General features: G+C 44.9%; 13 protein-coding genes and 1 tRNA gene. 12 read left to right on the top strand and 2 right to left on the bottom strand.

The features are described 5' to 3' along the window. The first annotated feature begins 114 nt into the window (after positions 1-114). Together Q0I54_RS02860 and Q0I54_RS02855 are read left to right on the top strand one after the other, a co-directional pair. The gene (locus Q0I54_RS02860) at positions 115-657 is read left to right on the top strand and encodes an NUDIX hydrolase (RefSeq protein WP_296116270.1); all 543 of its coding nucleotides are present in this window, start codon (positions 115-117) and stop codon (positions 655-657) included. Between the two features lie 30 nt (positions 658-687). Beyond that, the gene (locus Q0I54_RS02855; protein WP_296116268.1) at positions 688-1,302 is read left to right on the top strand and encodes a hypothetical protein; all 615 of its coding nucleotides are present in this window, start codon (positions 688-690) and stop codon (positions 1,300-1,302) included. 77 nt (positions 1,303-1,379) lie between these two features. Here the strand turns inward: Q0I54_RS02855 and Q0I54_RS02850 are convergent, their stop codons facing one another. Beyond that, the gene (locus Q0I54_RS02850) at positions 1,380-2,411 is read right to left on the bottom strand and encodes a 3-deoxy-7-phosphoheptulonate synthase (RefSeq protein ID WP_296116266.1); all 1,032 of its coding nucleotides are present in this window, start codon (positions 2,409-2,411) and stop codon (positions 1,380-1,382) included. A 74-nt stretch (positions 2,412-2,485) separates the two neighbouring features. Beyond that, on the bottom strand, positions 2,486-3,358 hold the full coding sequence (locus Q0I54_RS02845) for a shikimate dehydrogenase (protein WP_367270774.1): 873 nt from the start codon (positions 3,356-3,358) through the stop codon (positions 2,486-2,488). A gap of 141 nt (positions 3,359-3,499) precedes the next feature. On the opposite strand from Q0I54_RS02845, the gene aroD reads away from it, so the two are divergent. The 10 genes from aroD (at position 3,500) to Q0I54_RS02795 (ending at position 19,304) form a co-directional block, all read left to right on the top strand. Beyond that, a complete protein-coding gene (gene aroD / locus Q0I54_RS02840; RefSeq protein ID WP_296116263.1) occupies positions 3,500-4,279 on the top strand; it encodes a type I 3-dehydroquinate dehydratase in 780 nt (259 codons plus the stop codon). Beyond that, complete coding sequence (locus Q0I54_RS02835) at positions 4,276-4,785, top strand: shikimate kinase (RefSeq protein WP_296116262.1); 510 nt, start codon at positions 4,276-4,278, stop codon at positions 4,783-4,785. The genes aroD and Q0I54_RS02835 overlap by 4 nt, the downstream gene beginning before the upstream one ends. A 334-nt stretch (positions 4,786-5,119) precedes the next feature. Next, positions 5,120-5,191 (top strand) — tRNA-Arg (locus tag Q0I54_RS02830). 350 nt (positions 5,192-5,541) lie between these two features. Then, positions 5,542-15,639: a prepilin-type N-terminal cleavage/methylation domain-containing protein gene (locus Q0I54_RS02825; RefSeq protein ID WP_296116261.1), complete on the top strand. Its 10,098-nt coding sequence runs from the start codon at positions 5,542-5,544 to the stop codon at positions 15,637-15,639. Positions 15,640-15,680: 41 nt separating this feature from the next. Next, a complete protein-coding gene (locus Q0I54_RS02820) occupies positions 15,681-16,517 on the top strand; it encodes a hypothetical protein (protein ID WP_296116260.1) in 837 nt (278 codons plus the stop codon). Next, a complete protein-coding gene (locus Q0I54_RS02815) occupies positions 16,514-16,918 on the top strand; it encodes a prepilin-type N-terminal cleavage/methylation domain-containing protein (RefSeq protein ID WP_296116258.1) in 405 nt (134 codons plus the stop codon). The genes Q0I54_RS02820 and Q0I54_RS02815 overlap by 4 nt, the downstream gene beginning before the upstream one ends. Then, positions 16,915-17,652: a hypothetical protein gene (locus Q0I54_RS02810; RefSeq protein WP_296116256.1), complete on the top strand. Its 738-nt coding sequence runs from the start codon at positions 16,915-16,917 to the stop codon at positions 17,650-17,652. Before Q0I54_RS02815 ends, Q0I54_RS02810 begins: the two co-directional genes overlap by 4 nt. Before the next feature lie 38 nt (positions 17,653-17,690). After that, complete coding sequence (locus tag Q0I54_RS02805) at positions 17,691-18,188, top strand: prepilin-type N-terminal cleavage/methylation domain-containing protein (protein WP_296116255.1); 498 nt, start codon at positions 17,691-17,693, stop codon at positions 18,186-18,188. Positions 18,189-18,323: 135 nt separating this feature from the next. Then, positions 18,324-18,830 carry a prepilin-type N-terminal cleavage/methylation domain-containing protein gene (locus tag Q0I54_RS02800; RefSeq protein WP_296116254.1) on the top strand — a complete coding sequence of 169 codons (507 nt, stop codon included), beginning with the start codon at positions 18,324-18,326 and terminating at the stop codon, positions 18,828-18,830. 30 nt (positions 18,831-18,860) lie between these two features. Continuing rightward, positions 18,861-19,304: a hypothetical protein gene (locus Q0I54_RS02795; RefSeq protein WP_296116253.1), complete on the top strand. Its 444-nt coding sequence runs from the start codon at positions 18,861-18,863 to the stop codon at positions 19,302-19,304. Position 19,305 lies beyond the last annotated feature (1 nt).

Here is a 19,305-nt window from a genome sequence, read left to right as displayed (position 1 = left end):
AATTCAAGTCGAACGCATGTGAGACTTGGTGCGTGATTCTAGTCAGCGTAGCTGACATATTCTTCTCAGAATCACTGCACATCAGATATGGAATGAGAGCAGGAGGAGTGCAGGATGGAAGAAATGAAGCGAATTGATCGTGTTTTAAAATATAAAGGTGCCATTGTGGATGTGTATGACGACGTCATGCAGTCTCCGACAGGAAAAATCGCGCACTGGGATTACATTGCACATCGCAAAGGGGCTGCAGCGGTACTTCCGGTGACGGAGGATGGAAAAATTCTCATGGTGCGTCAGTACCGGAATGCATTGAACCGCGAGACATTGGAAATTCCGGCTGGTTCCAGAGACAGTGTGGAGGAAGCAACTTCTGTCTGCGCTGCCCGTGAACTGGAAGAGGAAACCGGATATAAAGCTGCGAATCTGGAGCTTTTGATCACCGTGTCTACTACAGTGGCTTTCTGTAATGAGACGATTGATGTATATCTGGCCACAGATCTGACAAAGACACAGCAGCATCTGGATGAAGATGAATTTGTCGAAGTGGAGAGATATACCATTGAGGAGTTAAAGGATATGGTTTTGTCACAGAAGATTCAGGATTCTAAAACTGCTGCCGCGATCATGGCATATTACGGAAAATACTGCATACGCTAGAACAAAGCGAATCAGCAGGGTTATGGGCAGATGATAACGAAAACCGTAAAACAGTCGGGAAAAATAGCTATGCTGCATGTCTGCATGGTTATTTTTCTTGGCTGTTTCTTTTTTGGAGTATTTGCAGCCAATCTGTGGCTGCGGGATGAAAATTTGTGGATGGGATATTTGTTTGAAACACAGTTGAAAAATCTGGTGAATGCCGGACAAAACTGGAAGGAGATCATGTGGCAGATTTTGCCGGTGCGGCTCATTCCGTGGGGGATGCTTCTGGTCATCTGGAATTTTTCACAGGGAAAACTGTTTTTAAATTTTTGGATTGGATGGATTGGATTTTCCGTTGGTTTTGTCTTTGCTTCGTGTCTGTGCAGATATGGGTTTTTCGGGGTTTTTTATATGATGCTCTCTGGATTTCCACAGATATTGCTGTATCTGACTGCATATATATTGCTTGTTCTTTTGTGGGATGAAAGGCGAAATATGCGGTGGAATAAAAAAAATCAGATTTCGGGGAGAGTAGGAAATCAAAGGAAAATGGTGCTTTTCCTTCTGCTTGTTTTACTGGATTCCGGGATTTATGTGCTTGGAATATGGCTGGAATGCAGTGTCAATCCATGGATCCTGAAAGTTCTGGCGATGGGATAGTAAAAAAATATCCATCCGTGGATGGATATTTTTTTATTCGATAGGAAATTACGATGAATTTCCTATCAAAACAACTTTTATTTTACGGAATCTGCGATCGCATAAAGCAGCTGTTCGGATTCTTCCCATCCGAGACAAGGATCTGTGATGGATTTTCCGTAAATATGCTCACCAATTTTCTGATTGCCCGGGCAGATGTAACTCTCGATCATCACACCTTTTACCAAATTGTTGATAATGCCGGATTCTTTGCGGTTGTGCATTACTTCTTTGACGATACGGATCTGTTCTTCGTATTTTTTGTTGGAGTTGGAATGGTTTGCGTCTACGATGCAGGCCGGGTTTACCAGATCCATTTTTTCATACATTTCATTTAAACGGATCAGATCTTCGTAGTGGTAGTTCGGGATGGCAACGCCACGTTTGTTGACCGCACCGCGCAGGATAACGTGAGCCAGCGGGTTTCCGGTGGTGTCTACTTCCCAGCCGCGGTGTACAAAGTGGTGTGGATGCTGTGCTGCGTATACAGAATTCAGCATAACGGAGAAGTCACCACTGGTCGGATTCTTCATACCGCTTGCCACATCAAAACCGCTGACGGTCAGACGATGCTGCTGATCCTCAACGGAACGGGCACCGATGGCTACGTAGGAGAGCAGATCGTTGATGTAATCCCAGTTTTCAGGGTAAAGCATCTCATCTGCTGCGGATAATCCAGTTTCCTCGATGGCGCGCAGATGCAGGTTACGAACGGCGATCAGACCGGCGATCATATCCGGTTTTGCCTCCGGATCCGGCTGGGTGGCAATTCCTTTGTATCCCTCACCGGTTGTTCTCGGTTTGTTTGTATAGATACGCGGAATCAGGATTAATTTGTCTTTTGTCTGCTCGTTGACTTTGGCAAGACGGTGGATGTAATCCATAACCGGCTCTTCCTTGTCAGCAGAACACGGACCGATGATCACAAGGAATTTGTCGGATTCACCGCGCAGTACACGGCCGATCTCTGCATCACGCTCCTGTTTGATTTTTTTACAATCCTCGGTTAACGGATAAGATTTTTTGATCTCTTCCGGTGTCGGTAATTCTTTTAAATATGAAAAACTCATTTGTTTGTGTTACTCCAATCTGTTTGTATATTTCTTTAAACAAAATGTCGGGTTTTGTATTTCCTCAAAATGTGTTAATTTTTAAAATATTTCTCACGGATGACTTCAATCGGCATTTTCTCTCCGGTCCAGCACTCAAAGGAAGCAGCACCCTGGAAGAGCAGCATATAAGTGCCGTTAAATACTTGACAGCCTGCAGCTTCTGCCATCTGATACAATTTTGTCTTCATCGGATTATAGATGATATCGCAGACGATCAGTTCCGGGAACAGCATGGAAGCGTCCGGGATCGGGCACTGATCTTCGTGCGGTGCCATACCAACGTTTGTCGCATTGGTTAAAATGGCACTTTCGGAAATGCTCTTTCTCATCTGTTCGGTGTCTGCAAAATCATAAACGTTGATATTGCAGGAGGTATGCTGACGGACACGTTCTGCGAAAGCAAGTGCGCGCTCATATTCTTCGGTAAATGCTTTCATCTGGAATATGTCGATGTCGGAGACACCGTCCAGTGCAGCCTGTGTACAGATTGCGGTAGCAGCACCGCCTGCACCCAGTACCGTCATTTTTTTGCCAATGATGTTGTGACCGGCATCTGCAACAGATTCCATAAAGCCGATACCGTCTGTGGTGTGGCCGATCAGTTTGCCGTCTTTTGCGATCACGGTATTGCAGGCCTGTGCAATCTGGGAAGCCGGGGTCAGCTCGTCCATATATTTTACAATCTGAACTTTGTATGGCATGGTGACATTAAAGCCTTTTGCTCCCAGAGACTGCAGACCGCGGACAGCGGTTTCAAGATCTGAATCAGCCAGATCAAAAGCCAGATAAACATAATCAAGATTTAGCTGGCGGAATGCTTCGTTATGCATCTGCGGCGAAATACTGTGTTTTACAGGAGTTCCAATCAATCCTGTTAACATTGTTCTTCCGGTAATTTCCATAATTTATTCCCTACCTTAAACTTTTATGGTCTTATGATAGGTGTTTTTATAAAAAAAGTCAATGTCTTGCGGGGTTTCGGTTCCTCATTTGGAAAAAATATGCTACAATAGCAACAATGAGTGCAAGGCAGACAGGAGGTATATATGCAGAACGCATTTGAAATAAAGGGAATTCGAATCGGAGACGGCAGACCGGTGATTTGTGTGCCGGTAGTCGCAGCCGAAAAAGAAGCAGTGATAGAACAGATCAAAAAACTGACAGAACAGAAAGTCCAGATGATTGAATGGAGAGTGGACTGTTTTGCCGAGGCAGATAACGTGGATACCGTGCGGGAAGTGCTGCAGGCGGTACGCGAATATGTGGAACATGCCGTATTTTTATTTACATTCCGTACCAAACAGCAGGGCGGCAGCCGGCGCATGGAGGAATGGAAAATCCTGAAACTGAATGAGACGGCGGCAAAAAGCGGATGCGTGGATCTCATTGATCTGGAGTTTTTTGAGGCTACAAAACCGGAAAAAGAGATCCGGCGGTTTCAGCGCATGGGTGTGCGTGTCATTGCGTCCCATCATGATTTTGACGGAACACCGGATGACCGTATCCTTCGCATGCTGATGGAGCAGATGCAGCAGGGCGGTGCAGATGTTGCGAAACTTGCAGTGATGCCACAAAATGCAGATGATGTGGTACGCATCTTAAAACTGACAAATGACATCAAACAGAAATATCCGACGCTGCCGGTTGTGACCATGTCTATGGGTGCACTTGGCGTTGTGAGCCGTATGGCGGGAGAAATTTTCGGTTCCTGCATTACTTTCGGGGCTGTGGGAGAGACTTCCGCACCGGGACAGATCCAGGCGGGACAGCTTGGAGACATTTTAGATATCATCCATAAAGGTATGGCACAGGAGGAACAGGCATGAAACAGCATATTTATCTGATCGGTTTCATGGGAACCGGCAAGACGACAATTTCACATAAACTGCAGCAGCTGACACAGGCAGAAGAGATTGATATGGATGCCTGGATCGTGGGAAAAAACGGTATGTCCATCAATGATATGTTCGAAAAATATGGTGAGACATATTTCAGAGACCGTGAGACAGATGCAGTTCGCGAGATTGCGGGCTATGCGCCGGCAATTGTGTCCTGCGGTGGCGGAGCAGTTTTGCGTGACAAGAATACACAAATGATGAAAGAGAGCGGCAGAATCGTGTTGCTGACTGCAACACCAGAGACTGTTTATGAACGTGTCAAAAACAGTACAGATCGTCCGTTGCTGAATGGAAATATGAACGTGGAGCACATTGCATCTCTGATGGAAAAACGCCGCGAGTTATATGCGAATGCATGTGACGTTCAAGTAGTCACAGATGGAAAGACTCCGCAGGAGATTGCGGACGAAATCCTGAAAATCAGCCAGAATTAAATCTTATTTCGTTATACAAATTTTGTAAGAAGATGAAATCATGTGATGAGATCGTAACGTACATTTTATCGATAAACAGAAAAATGGGAAAAATCTTAATGTCCATTGTATCGGTGAACAGAAGAACGGGAAAATCTTAATGTACATTTTATCAGTAAACAGAAAAATGAGAGAATTTTTTCTCAAGGAGCGATTGCTAGCGACGGAGACAAAATTCCCCCATTTTTCGTCCGTTTAAATAATTGCAGTTTCATTTCCACTTTCGCAAAAAAGGTTTTGATTTTTGGCAGAGATTGTGGTATTATAAATTTTGTTCGTTACAAACACATATTTCGCAGCCGTAGTCTAACGGATAGAACACAGGACTCCGACTCCTGCAATGTGGGTTCGATTCCCGCCGGCTGCATTTCACAAGGCTCTGGTTGTCTTAACCGGAGTCTTTTTGTATGATAGGAAATTACAATGAATTTCCTATCATACAAAAGCACTTCGTGCAAACGATGCACACTCGCACGAGAAGAGATTCTTGTTTTGCAAGTGTGCTCGGTGCGTGCAAGAAAGATGTGCGATTGATGATTTTATACGCGAGAGTGTGCGATGGCACACTTCCTTAATGAAATTCTTGAAAAATCTGCAAAATATGATATTCTAATTCTGTATAGAAAAATTAACAAAACTATTAAAAATATAGAGAGTTTGAACACACAGAGAAATTAGAAAAGATATTTACGATAGATAAAATCAGGTGGGACATATATGAGGAAGACTGGAAAAAAGGGATTTACTTTGACGGAATTGATCGTTGTACTTGTGATCATGTCAGTGATCGCAGCCATTGCAATTCCGTTTTTTACGAATTATTGGAAAAATGCAGAGTTTCGAAAGAATGAACAGAATGCAAAAATTATTTATCTGGCGGCAGAATCGAAACTGACGTATTATCGGACTTCCGGCCAGTGGGAAAGCTTCCAGAAACAGATCAAGAAGCAGGCGGAGAAAGATCAGGCAAAAAGTGCGCAGAATCGTCAGGTGGAGGAAGCGGTTTTTTCTTCTGAGAATGAAAATGCGCTGCACTTAAATGGCCGGATCTACACACTCAGATTGGATAAAGCAGCATCGGATGCGGAATCGGATAATAATCTACTGCTTCAGCTGATTGATGATTATGTTTATGACAAAGAAATGCTGGATGCATCTGTGGCGGTTGAGATCGATATAGAGTCCGGTGAGGTGTATTCTGCTTTTTATGATTCAAAATGCAAGGGACTGACTTATGAATCCGAAGATAAAGATGGATATCTGACAATGCAGAAACGGGATTATGACAGTCGGAAGAAGCGATTGTTAGGTTATTATTCTACGGAAGATACGGTAAACGTTGTTGCTTTGAAGCCGACAAAACTGCGTATCACAACCATTAGTCTGCAAAACAGCGAAAAGCTGAGTTTGAACTGGTCTTCTAACGTAGGAGAGAGCCTGGATACCAGTTATGAGATTGCTGTATATAATAAGAAAGATAACAGTAAACTCTTCAGTATGGTCTTATCACCTTATGATCTGCGGAAAGCAGGATGGTCAGGTAAAAATGCGGAAAGCACGACAACTTTTGCAAATGTGACGCTGCAGGACAGTGAAGATAGGGAGAGGGGACAGTGGAGTTTTCCATTGACCTATCAAGATAATAAATACACACTTGTATTAGATGCGATGATGTCAGCCAAAGTGCAGGCCATATTGGAGTCACGGAAAGGTGGCTCTGAGCGTGATGCGCTGCAGCGAACTCTGAGTACAAGTATCTGCCGTCTGGCTTCTGTAAACGGAACAAATCTGACGGACACTCAGGATCTGACAAAACCGCAGAATATTTATGCGACGGTAAAAGCTGTTTCTTATGCGGGAACAGACAGCAGTAACTCCGTGACAAAAGAGTACCGTGCCAGTGAAGCGGTTACATCGAATGATGCAAATACATTGTTTGCGGATAAATCGTCGGGAAATGAAGTGAAGATAGCTGCATTCCGTCATTTGTCCAATATGCGGTACTATAATGCAGACGCAGATGCAATCTTTGAGCTGACAAATAAAAACATGGACTGGGCTTCTGTGGGAACCGGCGTGTATGATCTGACCACCGATGATCAGGCAGCTGCGCAGACCGGGATAGAAAAGCTTGCATGGAAAGAAAATTCTACCGATAAAACGGAAGATTTCCCGACGATTGCAGCGCTTTCAAAGAAACATACACTGCAGGGACAGGGAAAGAAAACCTATGTATCCAATCTGCGTCTGGGACAAGCTTCCGTTGTGGATGATGAAACAGTGCGGCAGCTCTCTGTGGCATCTGGCAAATCGACTGTGTCAGAAACAGAATATCTGGGACTGTTTGGAGAATTGGAAGGAACCGTTACCGGGCTGACACTGCGAGATCCGGTTCTTACCTTCCAGGCTTCCTCCGCACAGGAAAACATGGATGCAGCAGGTACTTATGCGCAGCTGAAAGGTGTCGGTATTCTTGCGGGACGCAGTGAGGGTGTCATTAAGGATACGGAAATTATAACTTCCACTGGACGTAATGCAAGTCAGACTGAAAAAAATATAGAAGTTTCGCTCTCATCGGCAGCTGTTTCCGCAGATGGAAATACACAGATCGCGGCAGTCGGAGGTGTGGTCGGTATTCTTTCGGATACAGATAATAATGGAAATCTGACAGCGGCAAAATCTGCAAAAGTAGAAAATGTGACAATGAACGGAGCTGTTGACGTAAAACTTCCGTCTGTGAACGTTCCGGCAGACGCAGATGATTATGAGAATTATGCTCTTGGAGCCGGTGGAATTGCCGGATATGCAAAACTGGAGAGCAAAAATCAGAAGAGCGTGATCCTGTCCTGCCAAAACCATGCGGGTGTGTCAGGTAATTATATGACCGGTGGAATCGTGGGAATGATTGACGGTCTGGCTGATTCTTATGAGCAAGCCACCTGGAGCAGCAATGCAGCGGTGAAAGACTGTTCAAACAATGGTCTGATCCTTTGTACTGCAGAGACGGCGGCTTCTGTCAGTGGCAATTATTTTGGAGGAATCGCAGGATACGCGTATCGGACACTGATCTATAACTCTACCAGTGCGTCCGGACGTGCATCAGGATTTTCTTACAGCAAAGATAAAAAGGATTTGTTAAAGGGACAGTATGTTGGAGGAATCGTCGGCTATGGGAATCACAGCCTGATGGCAAACTGCGGCACGGAAAGCAATGGTTATATTCTTGGCTCCAAATATGTCGGCGGAATCGCGGGCGGACTGGGCGGAAATACCAGTGATGCGATCCAGGCACACCAGCAGGAGAGTGTTTCTGTTACGACAAACCGGAGTTATGTCGTTGGAAACGAATATGTTGGGGGAATTGTTGGCCATAATACAGAAGGCGTTGTTTTATCGAACTGTATCAATAACGGAGTGGTAGCCGGAACAGAAAAAGCGAACGGAACAGGTGGTCGATATGTGGGAGGAATTGTCGGATATAACGCCAATGGTGCGACCATCCGTGACTGTGCAAGTTATCTGTCTGATTATGGCAATTCTATTTTTAATATGATCGTCAATACCTGGGATGCCCGAAGTGACTATGTCGGAGGAATTGCCGGATATAATAATGGTAAGATTGAATTTTCAGATGAGAGCCAGGCTATCATGGTAAAATCGGTATCCAGTATTGTGGTTGGTGACAATTACGTGGGAGGAATTGCCGGTTTTAATGATGTGAAAGGCGTGCTGGATGTAAACTATACACTGATCGGGGGACAGATTTATGCCTATGAAAACTGTGCCGGCGGCGCATTTGGATTTAATGCTTCCGTAGAAGCGGCACAGCAAAACCTGACGATCAAACCGCGAAGCGTACAGGGAAGATATTTCGTTGGTGGAGTGATTGGCGCAAATGTACTGAATATCGGAGAAAATACGGAAATATCAGATCTGCGTGCGGACAATATTCTCGGAACGATTACCGGAGAAGCCTTCTGCGGTGGAATCATTGGATATCAGAGAACTTATACCGATGCGCAGATCCCGGTCAGCGCCTCAGCGGATGATACCGATGCCGGAATCCGTGTGTCAGTAGAGGCGAATGCGGCACAGATCTTGCCGGGAATTCAGTCAGGGAATATACCGGCTTCTGTTATGGAATCCGCAAATACAAATACGCTGACGATTTCTACAAATGGGAATACGGCAGACAATCTGAGCATAAATACAAATAATATTCCAATTGAGGCAGTGATGTATTCCGGCGGAGTGCTGGGGTACTGTGAGAAGAACAGCAAAGTTCAGATCAAAAACTGTAAAAATGCAGGAAATATTACGTTTGTATCAGATCTTCTGAAGGATAATGATGTGTCAGGAGGAGCTGTGAAGTTGGGGGCATATGCGGCCAGCGGTGAAATCCCGGAGCTTCTTTCTACAGATGCGGAAGATCTGGAACTTCATTTCATCGGTGGTATTACCGGTGTTACACTGGAAAATGAAACGATTACCCATTGTACCAACACCGGTTCGCTGTCCGGATTTACCGGAATCGGCGGCGTGGTCGGCCTGAACGCAGGAACTGTTACAAATTGTGAACTCCGTGAACATTTCGGAAATGCGGCACTGGAGTATGTCGGTGGAATTGTCGGTATTAACAGCAATGGTGGAAAGGTAATGTCCTGCAGTACTGCATCCGGTAAGACGATCGCAGGAAGTGATCATCTGGGCGGAATTGTCGGATGGAATCTGAAGGGTGGTACCCTTACCGGAAATACAAATAATGCCACAGTAAATGCATCCGGAGCAGATGCATCCGGTCTGGCAGCAGTTGGCGGACTTGTTGGACAAAACAGTGGTGACATTATGCTTTCAGAAGATAGCACTTCCTCCAGCCGTTCGGTTTCCGGCATGAGAGGAGCTGGTGTCGGCGGTATGGTCGGTATTAACGAGGCCGGCGGAACCATTCAGTTTGGTGGAATGACAGACACAAACGGAGAGATTGTGGCTGTTTCTGATAAAGTGACTGTACAGGGCTATGAGAAAGTCGGCGGAATTGTCGGCATCAATCATGGCACTTTTGATCGGTCTGAAAATAATACATATGTTGCTGCAAAAGCGAAAAAAGTACAGGCTTCTCATGGAACGGTCGGAGGAATTGCAGGTACAACAGATGGAATGATCTGTTATGCGGTGAACCGCTGTGACAGTGTCAGTGCGGATGCCGGAAATGCCGGTGGAATCGTGGCGGAAAATACGAATACAAGGGCTGCTATCCAAAACTGTACAAACTATGGAGATGTCAGAAGCAGTGATGGATACGCTGGTGGAATTGTGGCAGTGAATGCCGGAACAATCCAGTACTGCAAAGTGAAAGGAAACAGTAGTTCTGAAAGTGTGGAAATTTACAGTCTGGGAGTAAGTGCCAGTGGTGCGATTGCTGCGACAAACAGCGGAACAATCACAGACAGTGTTCCGCAGGATGCAGTGGTACTGCGCGGTAATGCAACTGTTTTTGGAGGAATCGTTGGAGAAAATACCGGTTTGGTTACTTCTACGGCAGCTTCTGCAGCAGGAAGCAGTGCATTGAAATATATGCCGCAGATCAAGTCAGATAAGAGTAGTCTGACTGTTGGAGGAGCAGTCGGCTCCAATACAGGAACCGTATCTGGTATTACCGCAGTTGGCCTGTCCTTTGAGAATTTTTCCAGATATCAGTATCTGGGCGGAATTGTCGGAATGAACGGTACTTCTGTCCGTCTGAATCAGGAGAATGAGGAATATCAGAGTAAAGTCACGAATTGCAGTTTCAATGGTTCCATGAAGGAGAAGAACAATGCAGGTGCAGCCGGAAACTGCTATGGCGGCATTGCGGGTATCAATTATGCGGAACTGAGTGACAATACGGTCACACAGATCAATATGGATATCCAGGGTGTATATACGGCTACCAGCACAAGTACTACCGCACAGAAAGAGGCCATGGCGAGTCATGCCGGTGGAATTGCCGGTAAAAATGAGACAAATGCACTGATTGATGGATGTACACTGGTGGATAACAGCAGAAGCGTGCTCCAGGCAAAATATGGTATGCTTGGCGGAATCACCGGATTTAATAAAGGAACCGTTCAGATGTCCGGAAGTGACAAAACCGCGTTGATCATGACGGCAGACAGTATGAAAGATGCAAAGTCACTGGCGAAGGCGTCACAGGATGCGGATAAAGGTAATTTGTCTGCGGACGAATATCCGGTGGAGTGGGTGAGTGGAAATGTCGGTTATCAGATTGAAGACTCTGTTTATCAGACCTCAAAAACAAAGATTTCCGCAAACCGTATGAACCTGAAAATGACGGCAAACGGCAGTATCGGAGGTATTACCGCTTTTAACAGTACCGATGGCGTACTGGATGGCTGTGTTTCCGGAAACTGGTTTATTTTGAACCGTTCGGAAGCAATCGGAGTTGGTACCGGTGGAATCATCGGTATGAATGAATCAGAAAAGAGTTTAACCTGCCTGGTCAACGGAGCTTTTGTCGGACGTCAGGTGTCCGCCGGAAATTCAACGGCAGCAGGAGAAGATGGTCAGACAAACCGTTTTGCCGGTGGAATCATCGGAAACCAGAATACCTCCACCAGAAATGACTGGACGATTGAAAAATGTATCAACTTCGGTACGGTATATTGTTATCGTTCTCATTATTCCGGTGGTATTATCGGTCAGTGGACAGCGGCCGGTGGAACCATTCAGGACTGCAGAAACTATGGTAATCTGCAGACGACACTTCAGGTTGGCTGGAGTGGTGCGTCCGGCGGTATTGTTGCGCAGCTGTATCATGCATATGAAGAAAATGATTATAACATCATTGGCTGTGAAAACCTTGGCAACCTGTATATGAGAATGGGAGCCAGTACGGGAGACGGTTCTTATGGTGCGAATGACAGTGCCGGTATTTTGGGAAATGTTACGACTTATAAAGTAGACAATGCCGATAAAGGACAGGAATTTAACATTCGGATTCTGGATTGTGTCAACGGACCAAATGTGAAGATTTATTCTTCTTCCATGGCATCCGGTATTTTCGGATTCCTTTCCTGTGACGATGTACCGACGTGGAGTGATGGATCCGATGTCGTAAGATCTACCCAGCGTGTGAATCTTCAGGTGGAGCGCTGCCGAAACTTTGCAAGGGTATTGCAGGGAAAACAGTTTGCAGGTGGAATCATTGGAGCGCGTTATACGACGCGGGGATGGAGTAACACGATCGTAAACGACTGTTATTCAGTAGATGTGGATGGTTACAGCCCGAGCAGAAGCCCAATTTATTCTACCGGAAATAACCATGGTGGATCAGCGGGAGATATTTCAGATCCGAATAATCGAAAGAACAATTTCTTTATCAATGGATTTGGAGACCGGAAATATCCTTCTGATGCAGGATTTTATTATGATAAATTTGTACTGGGAAAACTTGATGAAAAGAGAAATGTTATCAGATACGGAAGTAACGAGAATAATGTCAGTGTCACCAGAAGAACGGATGTAACCTGGAATTCATATATCAGCAGTATTCATGCGGTTGCGGTAGAAGAGACAGATAGTGGTTACCGTTATGCATATGCACAAATTTATGATGACTGTGATACCATTGGCGGTGATTGCTTCGTGGACGCGGACGGCTATATTGTAGCTGCGGACAGGACGACCAGAATCGGTCAGATCCTGTTCTACACCGGAGATGAAAATCATGCAAATCACAATAACCTGTATTGGAAGTGTACGGAAAATGCAGATCTTGAACATGATGAGATTTACAACCAGTCCCGTGAGAGCTATCGCAGACTGGAAGGAATCAAACAGACAGACGGTATAAATCAGCTTCAGGCTCCTGTGTCAGCAGAAGCGGAAGTGGCAGATGGCAAGATCAGTATCACGGTGACACCGGATAAGCTGTTGGCAGATCCGACACAGAACTGTGATCCGTTTGCATATCTGGTGACAATTACGGGAAGCAACGGGGAGAGCGCAACAAAAACAATCTACACGGAGAGTGAGAGCTTTGATATCCCGTCTGGTTTGTCCGGAACACTGAGCATTTCCGTTCAGGCCGTCAGCATGTTTTCTGATGTGGAGAATTCTGCTTCGACCAAAGCACGGGTGATTCAGAGTGGTGCGATCCTTCCAAGTCCGGAAGTTCGTGCAGAGCTTGTCATGGATCCGAATGGTTATAATCTCAATGGAAAGAAAATCTATTATTACTATGAGATGAGTCTGAGTAACCTGGATGAATATGAACCATATTCCGGCTGGAAAGTGCAGGTTTATCTGAACGCGTATGGCAAAGATAAAAATGTGGTACTGAGTGCTGAAAATCCGACAGGTATTTTGCCAATTGATTTTGACAGCAAGAAGAATAATAAAGACAATACCTATCAGATCATTGCGCAGGCACTTCATGGAAGTACGGAGTATCAGGATTCACCGGTGATTTCTATCTCGGCCTATATGCCGTTGTATCAGGCATTCCTTGGATTGCAGTATCCGAGTAACAGGTATGAAGATACGTTGGATCATGTAGCAGCTACCAGCTATTCGGTTTCCGGAAATACGCTGGATACTCTCAGTGTGGATGTGACCATTGATGATACGGCGAATACAGAAATCCTGGAAGTAAATCCGATCTATCGCGCAGAACTGATCGGAAACTGGACTGATGCAAAGGGAACGACATATAAAGATGTCGTATTTGCGAAGACGGATATTATGACGGTGTCCGGCAGTACGGTTACGGCTCATTTCACGGATTTACCGGAATACCTTGGAAGGGCAGAAAATCTGCATGTCAGACTGTGGTATGCCCAGACGGGTCTAGGACCGGTTTACCTGTATCATGAGACAGATACGAAACCGGGCAGTGGTGCAGTGACAGAACTGACCGGACTTAACGCAGACGGCACCGAACAATGGGCTTACAGTTACAGCGTGGCAGTTCGAAATAACTGGCATAATTTTGATGCATATCAGAAAACATCGGATACCCTCTTTACCTGGCTCCCGGCTCCAAAAATGGATCAGGCAGACGGCAGCAGTCTGACACCGTCTTATGACAGTGAAAACAGAATGCAGTATACGTTCTCCTGGGACAAAGATGTATCGGACAAAGAGAATCCGACATATGAGATCGCACTGACCGGCATTGACGCAGATGGCAAGGAAGTAACTATAGATACCGGCGATTATACCGGTGGAAGAACCTTTACCATCGACGGTGAGGATTGGAACTATACCCAGGTGCGACTGAAAGTAACACGTATCGGTGATGCCACTCAGAAGAAGATCGGACTTTCCACAACTGCGACTTATTCTGTAGCGCAGAGACTGGAAAAACCGGGACAGCCTTCTGTGACAAACGTGGATCATAACGAACTGAATTACAATGTGATCTGGCCAGGCATCTCAAATGAGGCATACTGTGCGGGATATCAGATTTATGTACGTGAGTATGATACAGACGGAAATCTTGGAACTGCTGAAAAAGTTGGTTCTGTACAGAAAGCAACAGGTGCGGCAGTTTATTCCCAGATCATTAATCTGGAAAAATATGCAGGAGAGAGGATCGTTGTGTATGTGGTTGCTCAATCCAGCGACACAAATGTTTTTGTAAACAGTGCTGCAGGAGTTACCTGTGAAGTTCAGATCCCTGCGCGTATCCCGCAGCCGAAGGTGACATGGAATGTGAACTGGACCTATAATACGGGACAGCCGATGGAGACCGCAGACTTCTTGTCTGGAGGGTTACGGGTTGGCTTAACGGCAGACAATGCAAGCATTCCGCCTGGAGGAAGTGCATATTTACTGCGTGCGTATGTATATAACAGTGAAGAAGATGCAGCAAAGGCAACGGCATCGAATCCGGGTAATTATGTGACAGCATATCCGGCCGGAGATGTGCCGGTACAGATGGATGTATCAAATGCGCAGAAATATTATCATGTATTTGATCAGCTTTCTATTAAATATGCCGGAAAATGGGTTGTATTTTATGCCCGTATATCATCCGGCGCCGGCAGTGTAAGTTCACTCTGGACCAGATCGGATTATGCTTATCAGCTGCCGTATGTCAAACTGGCACAGCCGTCAGTGACATCTGACAGTCAGACGGACAGCATTGCGGCTACGGTGCAGACCACGCCGAATGTACCGGGTACTCTTCGAAACTGGACTGCGGTACGTACCGCGCTTTCCTGGAACAGCGTGGACTGTGCAGATCTGTACAGCATTCAGCTGACAGGGCAGACAGCAGATGGTACATCAGGAACAGGACAGCTATCTTCCAATCTGAGGATTTTGGAAAAAACAGATGCTTCCGGAAACAAAACGGCACAGGTTCAGCAGTATGTATACCGAAAAGTGCAGGATAAGACAGATACAACCGATGAAAAATGGGATTATATCTGGGAAACGATAACCGAGAATTCGGTTACCTATCCGAATGGCACCCCGGAAACAGACAAAGTACATACCTGGGACATCAGCAGTTACAGTGTTCCGATATCATCAAATTACAAGACGGAAAGTGGAGCAACTTATTACTATACACTGACACTGACTGCACAGCTTGAGGCACAGCTTCAGACAGATGGAACGATCCATTATGTACTGAAACTGCCGGATGTGGAGAAAATGACAGCGGCAGATGGCAGCAATGTGACAAATGCAAACTTTACTGTGACGCAGAAAGCGACATTCCGGGCAAATGTACAGAAAAATCTGTCACAGCCGGTGAGCGATGCGTATGCAGGATCTGATCCATATGAGATCAGCTGGAATAATTAATGGAATCGGCACAAAAATGTGCAGACCGGAGGAACTATTTTATGAAGTGGAAAGGCTGGCAGCAGCTTCGGCAAAATAAGAAAAACGGAATATCGATGGTGGTAGTGATCTGTGTATCGGCATTCTTTGTGGCCTTTGCAGCTGCAATCCTTTACACGGCCGGACTTCTGACGGCGCAGTCCAATCTGCGCCTGAAAGAAGAACGGTGTAATCAGCTGGCCACATCAGCAGCGAAGGTATTAAACGAAGAACTGCTGAAATATGACAACAGAAGTAACGATGTGCCGCAGGATAATACGTTTTATGCCTTTGCAAATAAATTTCTGGATAATTCGCAGTATCTGGATTACAGCGAAGATTATCCGGATTCCTCAAAATACAATTTCCTGGTGAGTGATACCAATCTGGACAATCTGGCAGAAGCAGCATCGCTGCCTGCTGGTTATGGAAATATCCGCATTACACTTTCCAAAGAAAAAAACAGTGCGGAGGATCTTGATTCCATAAAGACCGGAAAAATTGATGTTGCGTCAACCGGCACAAATTATCAGACGGAGATCGATCGTATCCGAAATATCACGGTACGTGAATACAATCTGATCGTGGAGGTCACCGCTTCCTATGATGATGCCACATATACCTGTACCACAGAGTACAGCCGGGAGGAAAAATACGATGTGAAGTTTTCGCATAAGGGCACAGATATTGTGTGGGATGGTGAAAACTGGCATAAAAATAATACCAGTGGCGAAATCTATACGCCGGATGACAGCGAAAGCATTGTATATGAATTCCTGACGCAGACGCCTACATACTGTGTATTCCGGGAAAATACATATGTGGATACTACGCAGGGAGGAGGTACCGATAGCGAATGATGAAGTTACATAAGATCAGGAAAAAATCGGGAGAAACCCTGGTGGAAGTGGTTGCAAGTATGTTCATTTTTCTGATCCTTTTTGGAATCTTGCAGGGGGCAATTTCTTATAGTCATGCCTCAATGGAACAAAATAAGAAGATTCGTGCACAGAATAAGGAAATCATCCGAAATCTGGCATCGGCAGAACAGACCTCAGGAAGTAATCAGACACTTCAGTTTGTGGCAACCACACCGGAGATGGATCGGATTGGAAATCAGGTATTTTCCGTAGATTTGAATCTGGCAAGCAAACAGGTCAGTTATACCGATTCCCAAGGGGCAAATCAGATCATTACTTTTTATACATATGGTCTGGCCGGCACATCAGAAACTCAGGCGGCAGGAGGTACTCCGCAATGAAAAAACTGAGTTTTTATGAAAAAAAGATGAAGCAGAAACTGAAGGAACGATGTGGTACGACATTGGTGGAAACCATTGTTACGCTATTGCTCATCAGTATTATGATGGCGATGGCAGCGTCGGCGTTAAGCTCGGCAGCAAAAATTTTTGTCCGTGAACAGAAGACGCAGTTTGCGCAGTCAATTCTCGATACAGTCATGACAGAATTGCGTGGTTTAACTGCGGATGCAAACGGATACATTAAAATTTACGCAGAAAATGACGAAAATTCAGGAAAAATTACGGATATGACTGGAAATAATTCTGGAAATATATTAGAATTTATAAATGAGGATGGGTATGTAGTACTTATATCTGCAGATGGCTGTGATACAACGAAGCTGCAGATCGGAAGTCAGGATTCCGGAGTGGCTGAGGCGGTACCGGCCGGACAGCTGTTGACACGCTATTATTTTTGTAATAATGGAAAATACCGTTACAGCGAAGATGGAAATCCGGTTGCCCGCGCGGTGTCCACTGTGTTTGGCGAAGGTTTCTATATGGGAAACTATATGGAAGTAACCTGGGCTTTTCCGGATGCAATCAGTGAGGAAACTGCGGTAAACCAGATTACAGCAACGGTGACGTTGTACAGTGATCCGGAACGCACACAGGCCGTGGCTACTGATACGGAAATTCTTCAGTTTCGTCATATGCCTGTACGAAACGACAATGTGACTACTATGGAGGACTGAAAAAATAAAAAGCATGAATGCAAAGGGGAGAAAGAGAAATGGTTACAAAATTATTTGAATTGAGAGACAGAAAACTCAGGGAAAACAAAAAGAGAGGATTCACCTTAGTAGAACTGATCGTAGTTCTGGTAATTATTGCAATTCTGGCAGCTTTGCTGATCCCGGCACTGACAGGATATATCAATAAGGCCAAGGAGAAGACGATTGTGGCTGAGACACGACAGTGTGTGATGGCCGCGCAGACGCTGGTGGATGAGGAATACGGAAAGCTGGATTTGCAGGAAGCAACTGTAAATGTATATAGGGCAATCAGTATAGGTTCGGATGGTAATGGAACAGTGGAAATTCCAGTTGCGGATGTGGCAGAACTGGCAGAAGTTTCGGCAGATCATATCAAAGCTGCAACTGTATATGCAGGAAAAGTAGTTATGCTTCAGTATGAATCAGATGGAAAAACATGTATTTATGAAGTAGAATATACAGGAAGTGGAACAACTTTAAAATATGGATCAAAAGGAACCTATAACATACAATAGGAGATGATTTGGTTATGAGCAGACAGGGTGAGTGGATCGGTTGATATTCACTTAACTGTTTCGATATCTGTGGTATGAACGCTGCACCGAGGCGTTGATATAAATATAGTTTTTTTACAAAGGAGAGTATGAGAAATGATTGCAAAATTATTCGAATTAAGAGACAAAAAACTCAAAGAAAACAAGAAAAAAGGATTTACGCTTGTAGAGCTGATCGTAGTTCTGGTAATCCTTGCAATTTTAGCAGCTTTATTAATCCCGACACTGACAGGATATATTAATAAAGCAAAAAAGAAATCCATCATAGCTGAGACACGTCAGGTTGTTATGGCTGCACAGACAATTGCTGATGAGCAGTATGGTACAATTAGTTTGACTGGTTCTGACACAGTGAAAGTGGAGCTTGGAGATACAACAGGATATAGAGCCGCAGGCTCAGATGAATCTGGAGCACCTATAGCCGCAGCTATTACAATTAAAAAACAAGATATTGCTGATCTCGCAGAAGTTAATGCCAATAATATTACTTCTGTTGAAGGGAAAGGTGGAAAAATTTCTAAAGTTGTATATGAAAGCGATGGAAAAACTTGCACATATGAAGCAGGATCTAATGGTTCTAAAGGTACATACAAAGTAGATTAATTTAATTTAATTTAAGAAGAGGGTAACCACATGCCAGTCAAGACACCAAAGAAGAAAACTAAATACAACTGGATCAGGCTGGCCGTTTACCTTCTGATCATAATCCTGCTTGCTATTGTGTTAGTAGTTCCTGGGGTGCTCCGGTTAATGTACCGGGCTGACTCCCAGGTCGCTATGGGGAATGCCAGATCGGTGCGAATGGCAGCCCAGGTAATTGCAACACAGCAGTATGGCAGAAATGAGGCTTTCTGCGATGTCACCCGGGAGGGAGGCATCGCAGATGGTTTATATGAAGAAATTTTACAGTTAAGTGAAGTGCCTGGAGATTTTTGGATTCTTCAGGTGGAAGAGGACGGATATACAGTTTGTCGATTTGTTTACCGGGAAGGGGAATACACGGTCTGGTATGATGCGGATGCAGAGGACAGATACACTGTGTATCATGAAGAAAGCATGATCAATACCGGAGAATAAA

It is taken from the genome of uncultured Eubacterium sp. (assembly GCF_934295145.1).
Classification (GTDB): domain Bacteria; phylum Bacillota; class Clostridia; order Lachnospirales; family Lachnospiraceae; genus Eubacterium_I.
This window is presented reverse-complemented; position numbering and strand designations above follow the sequence as displayed.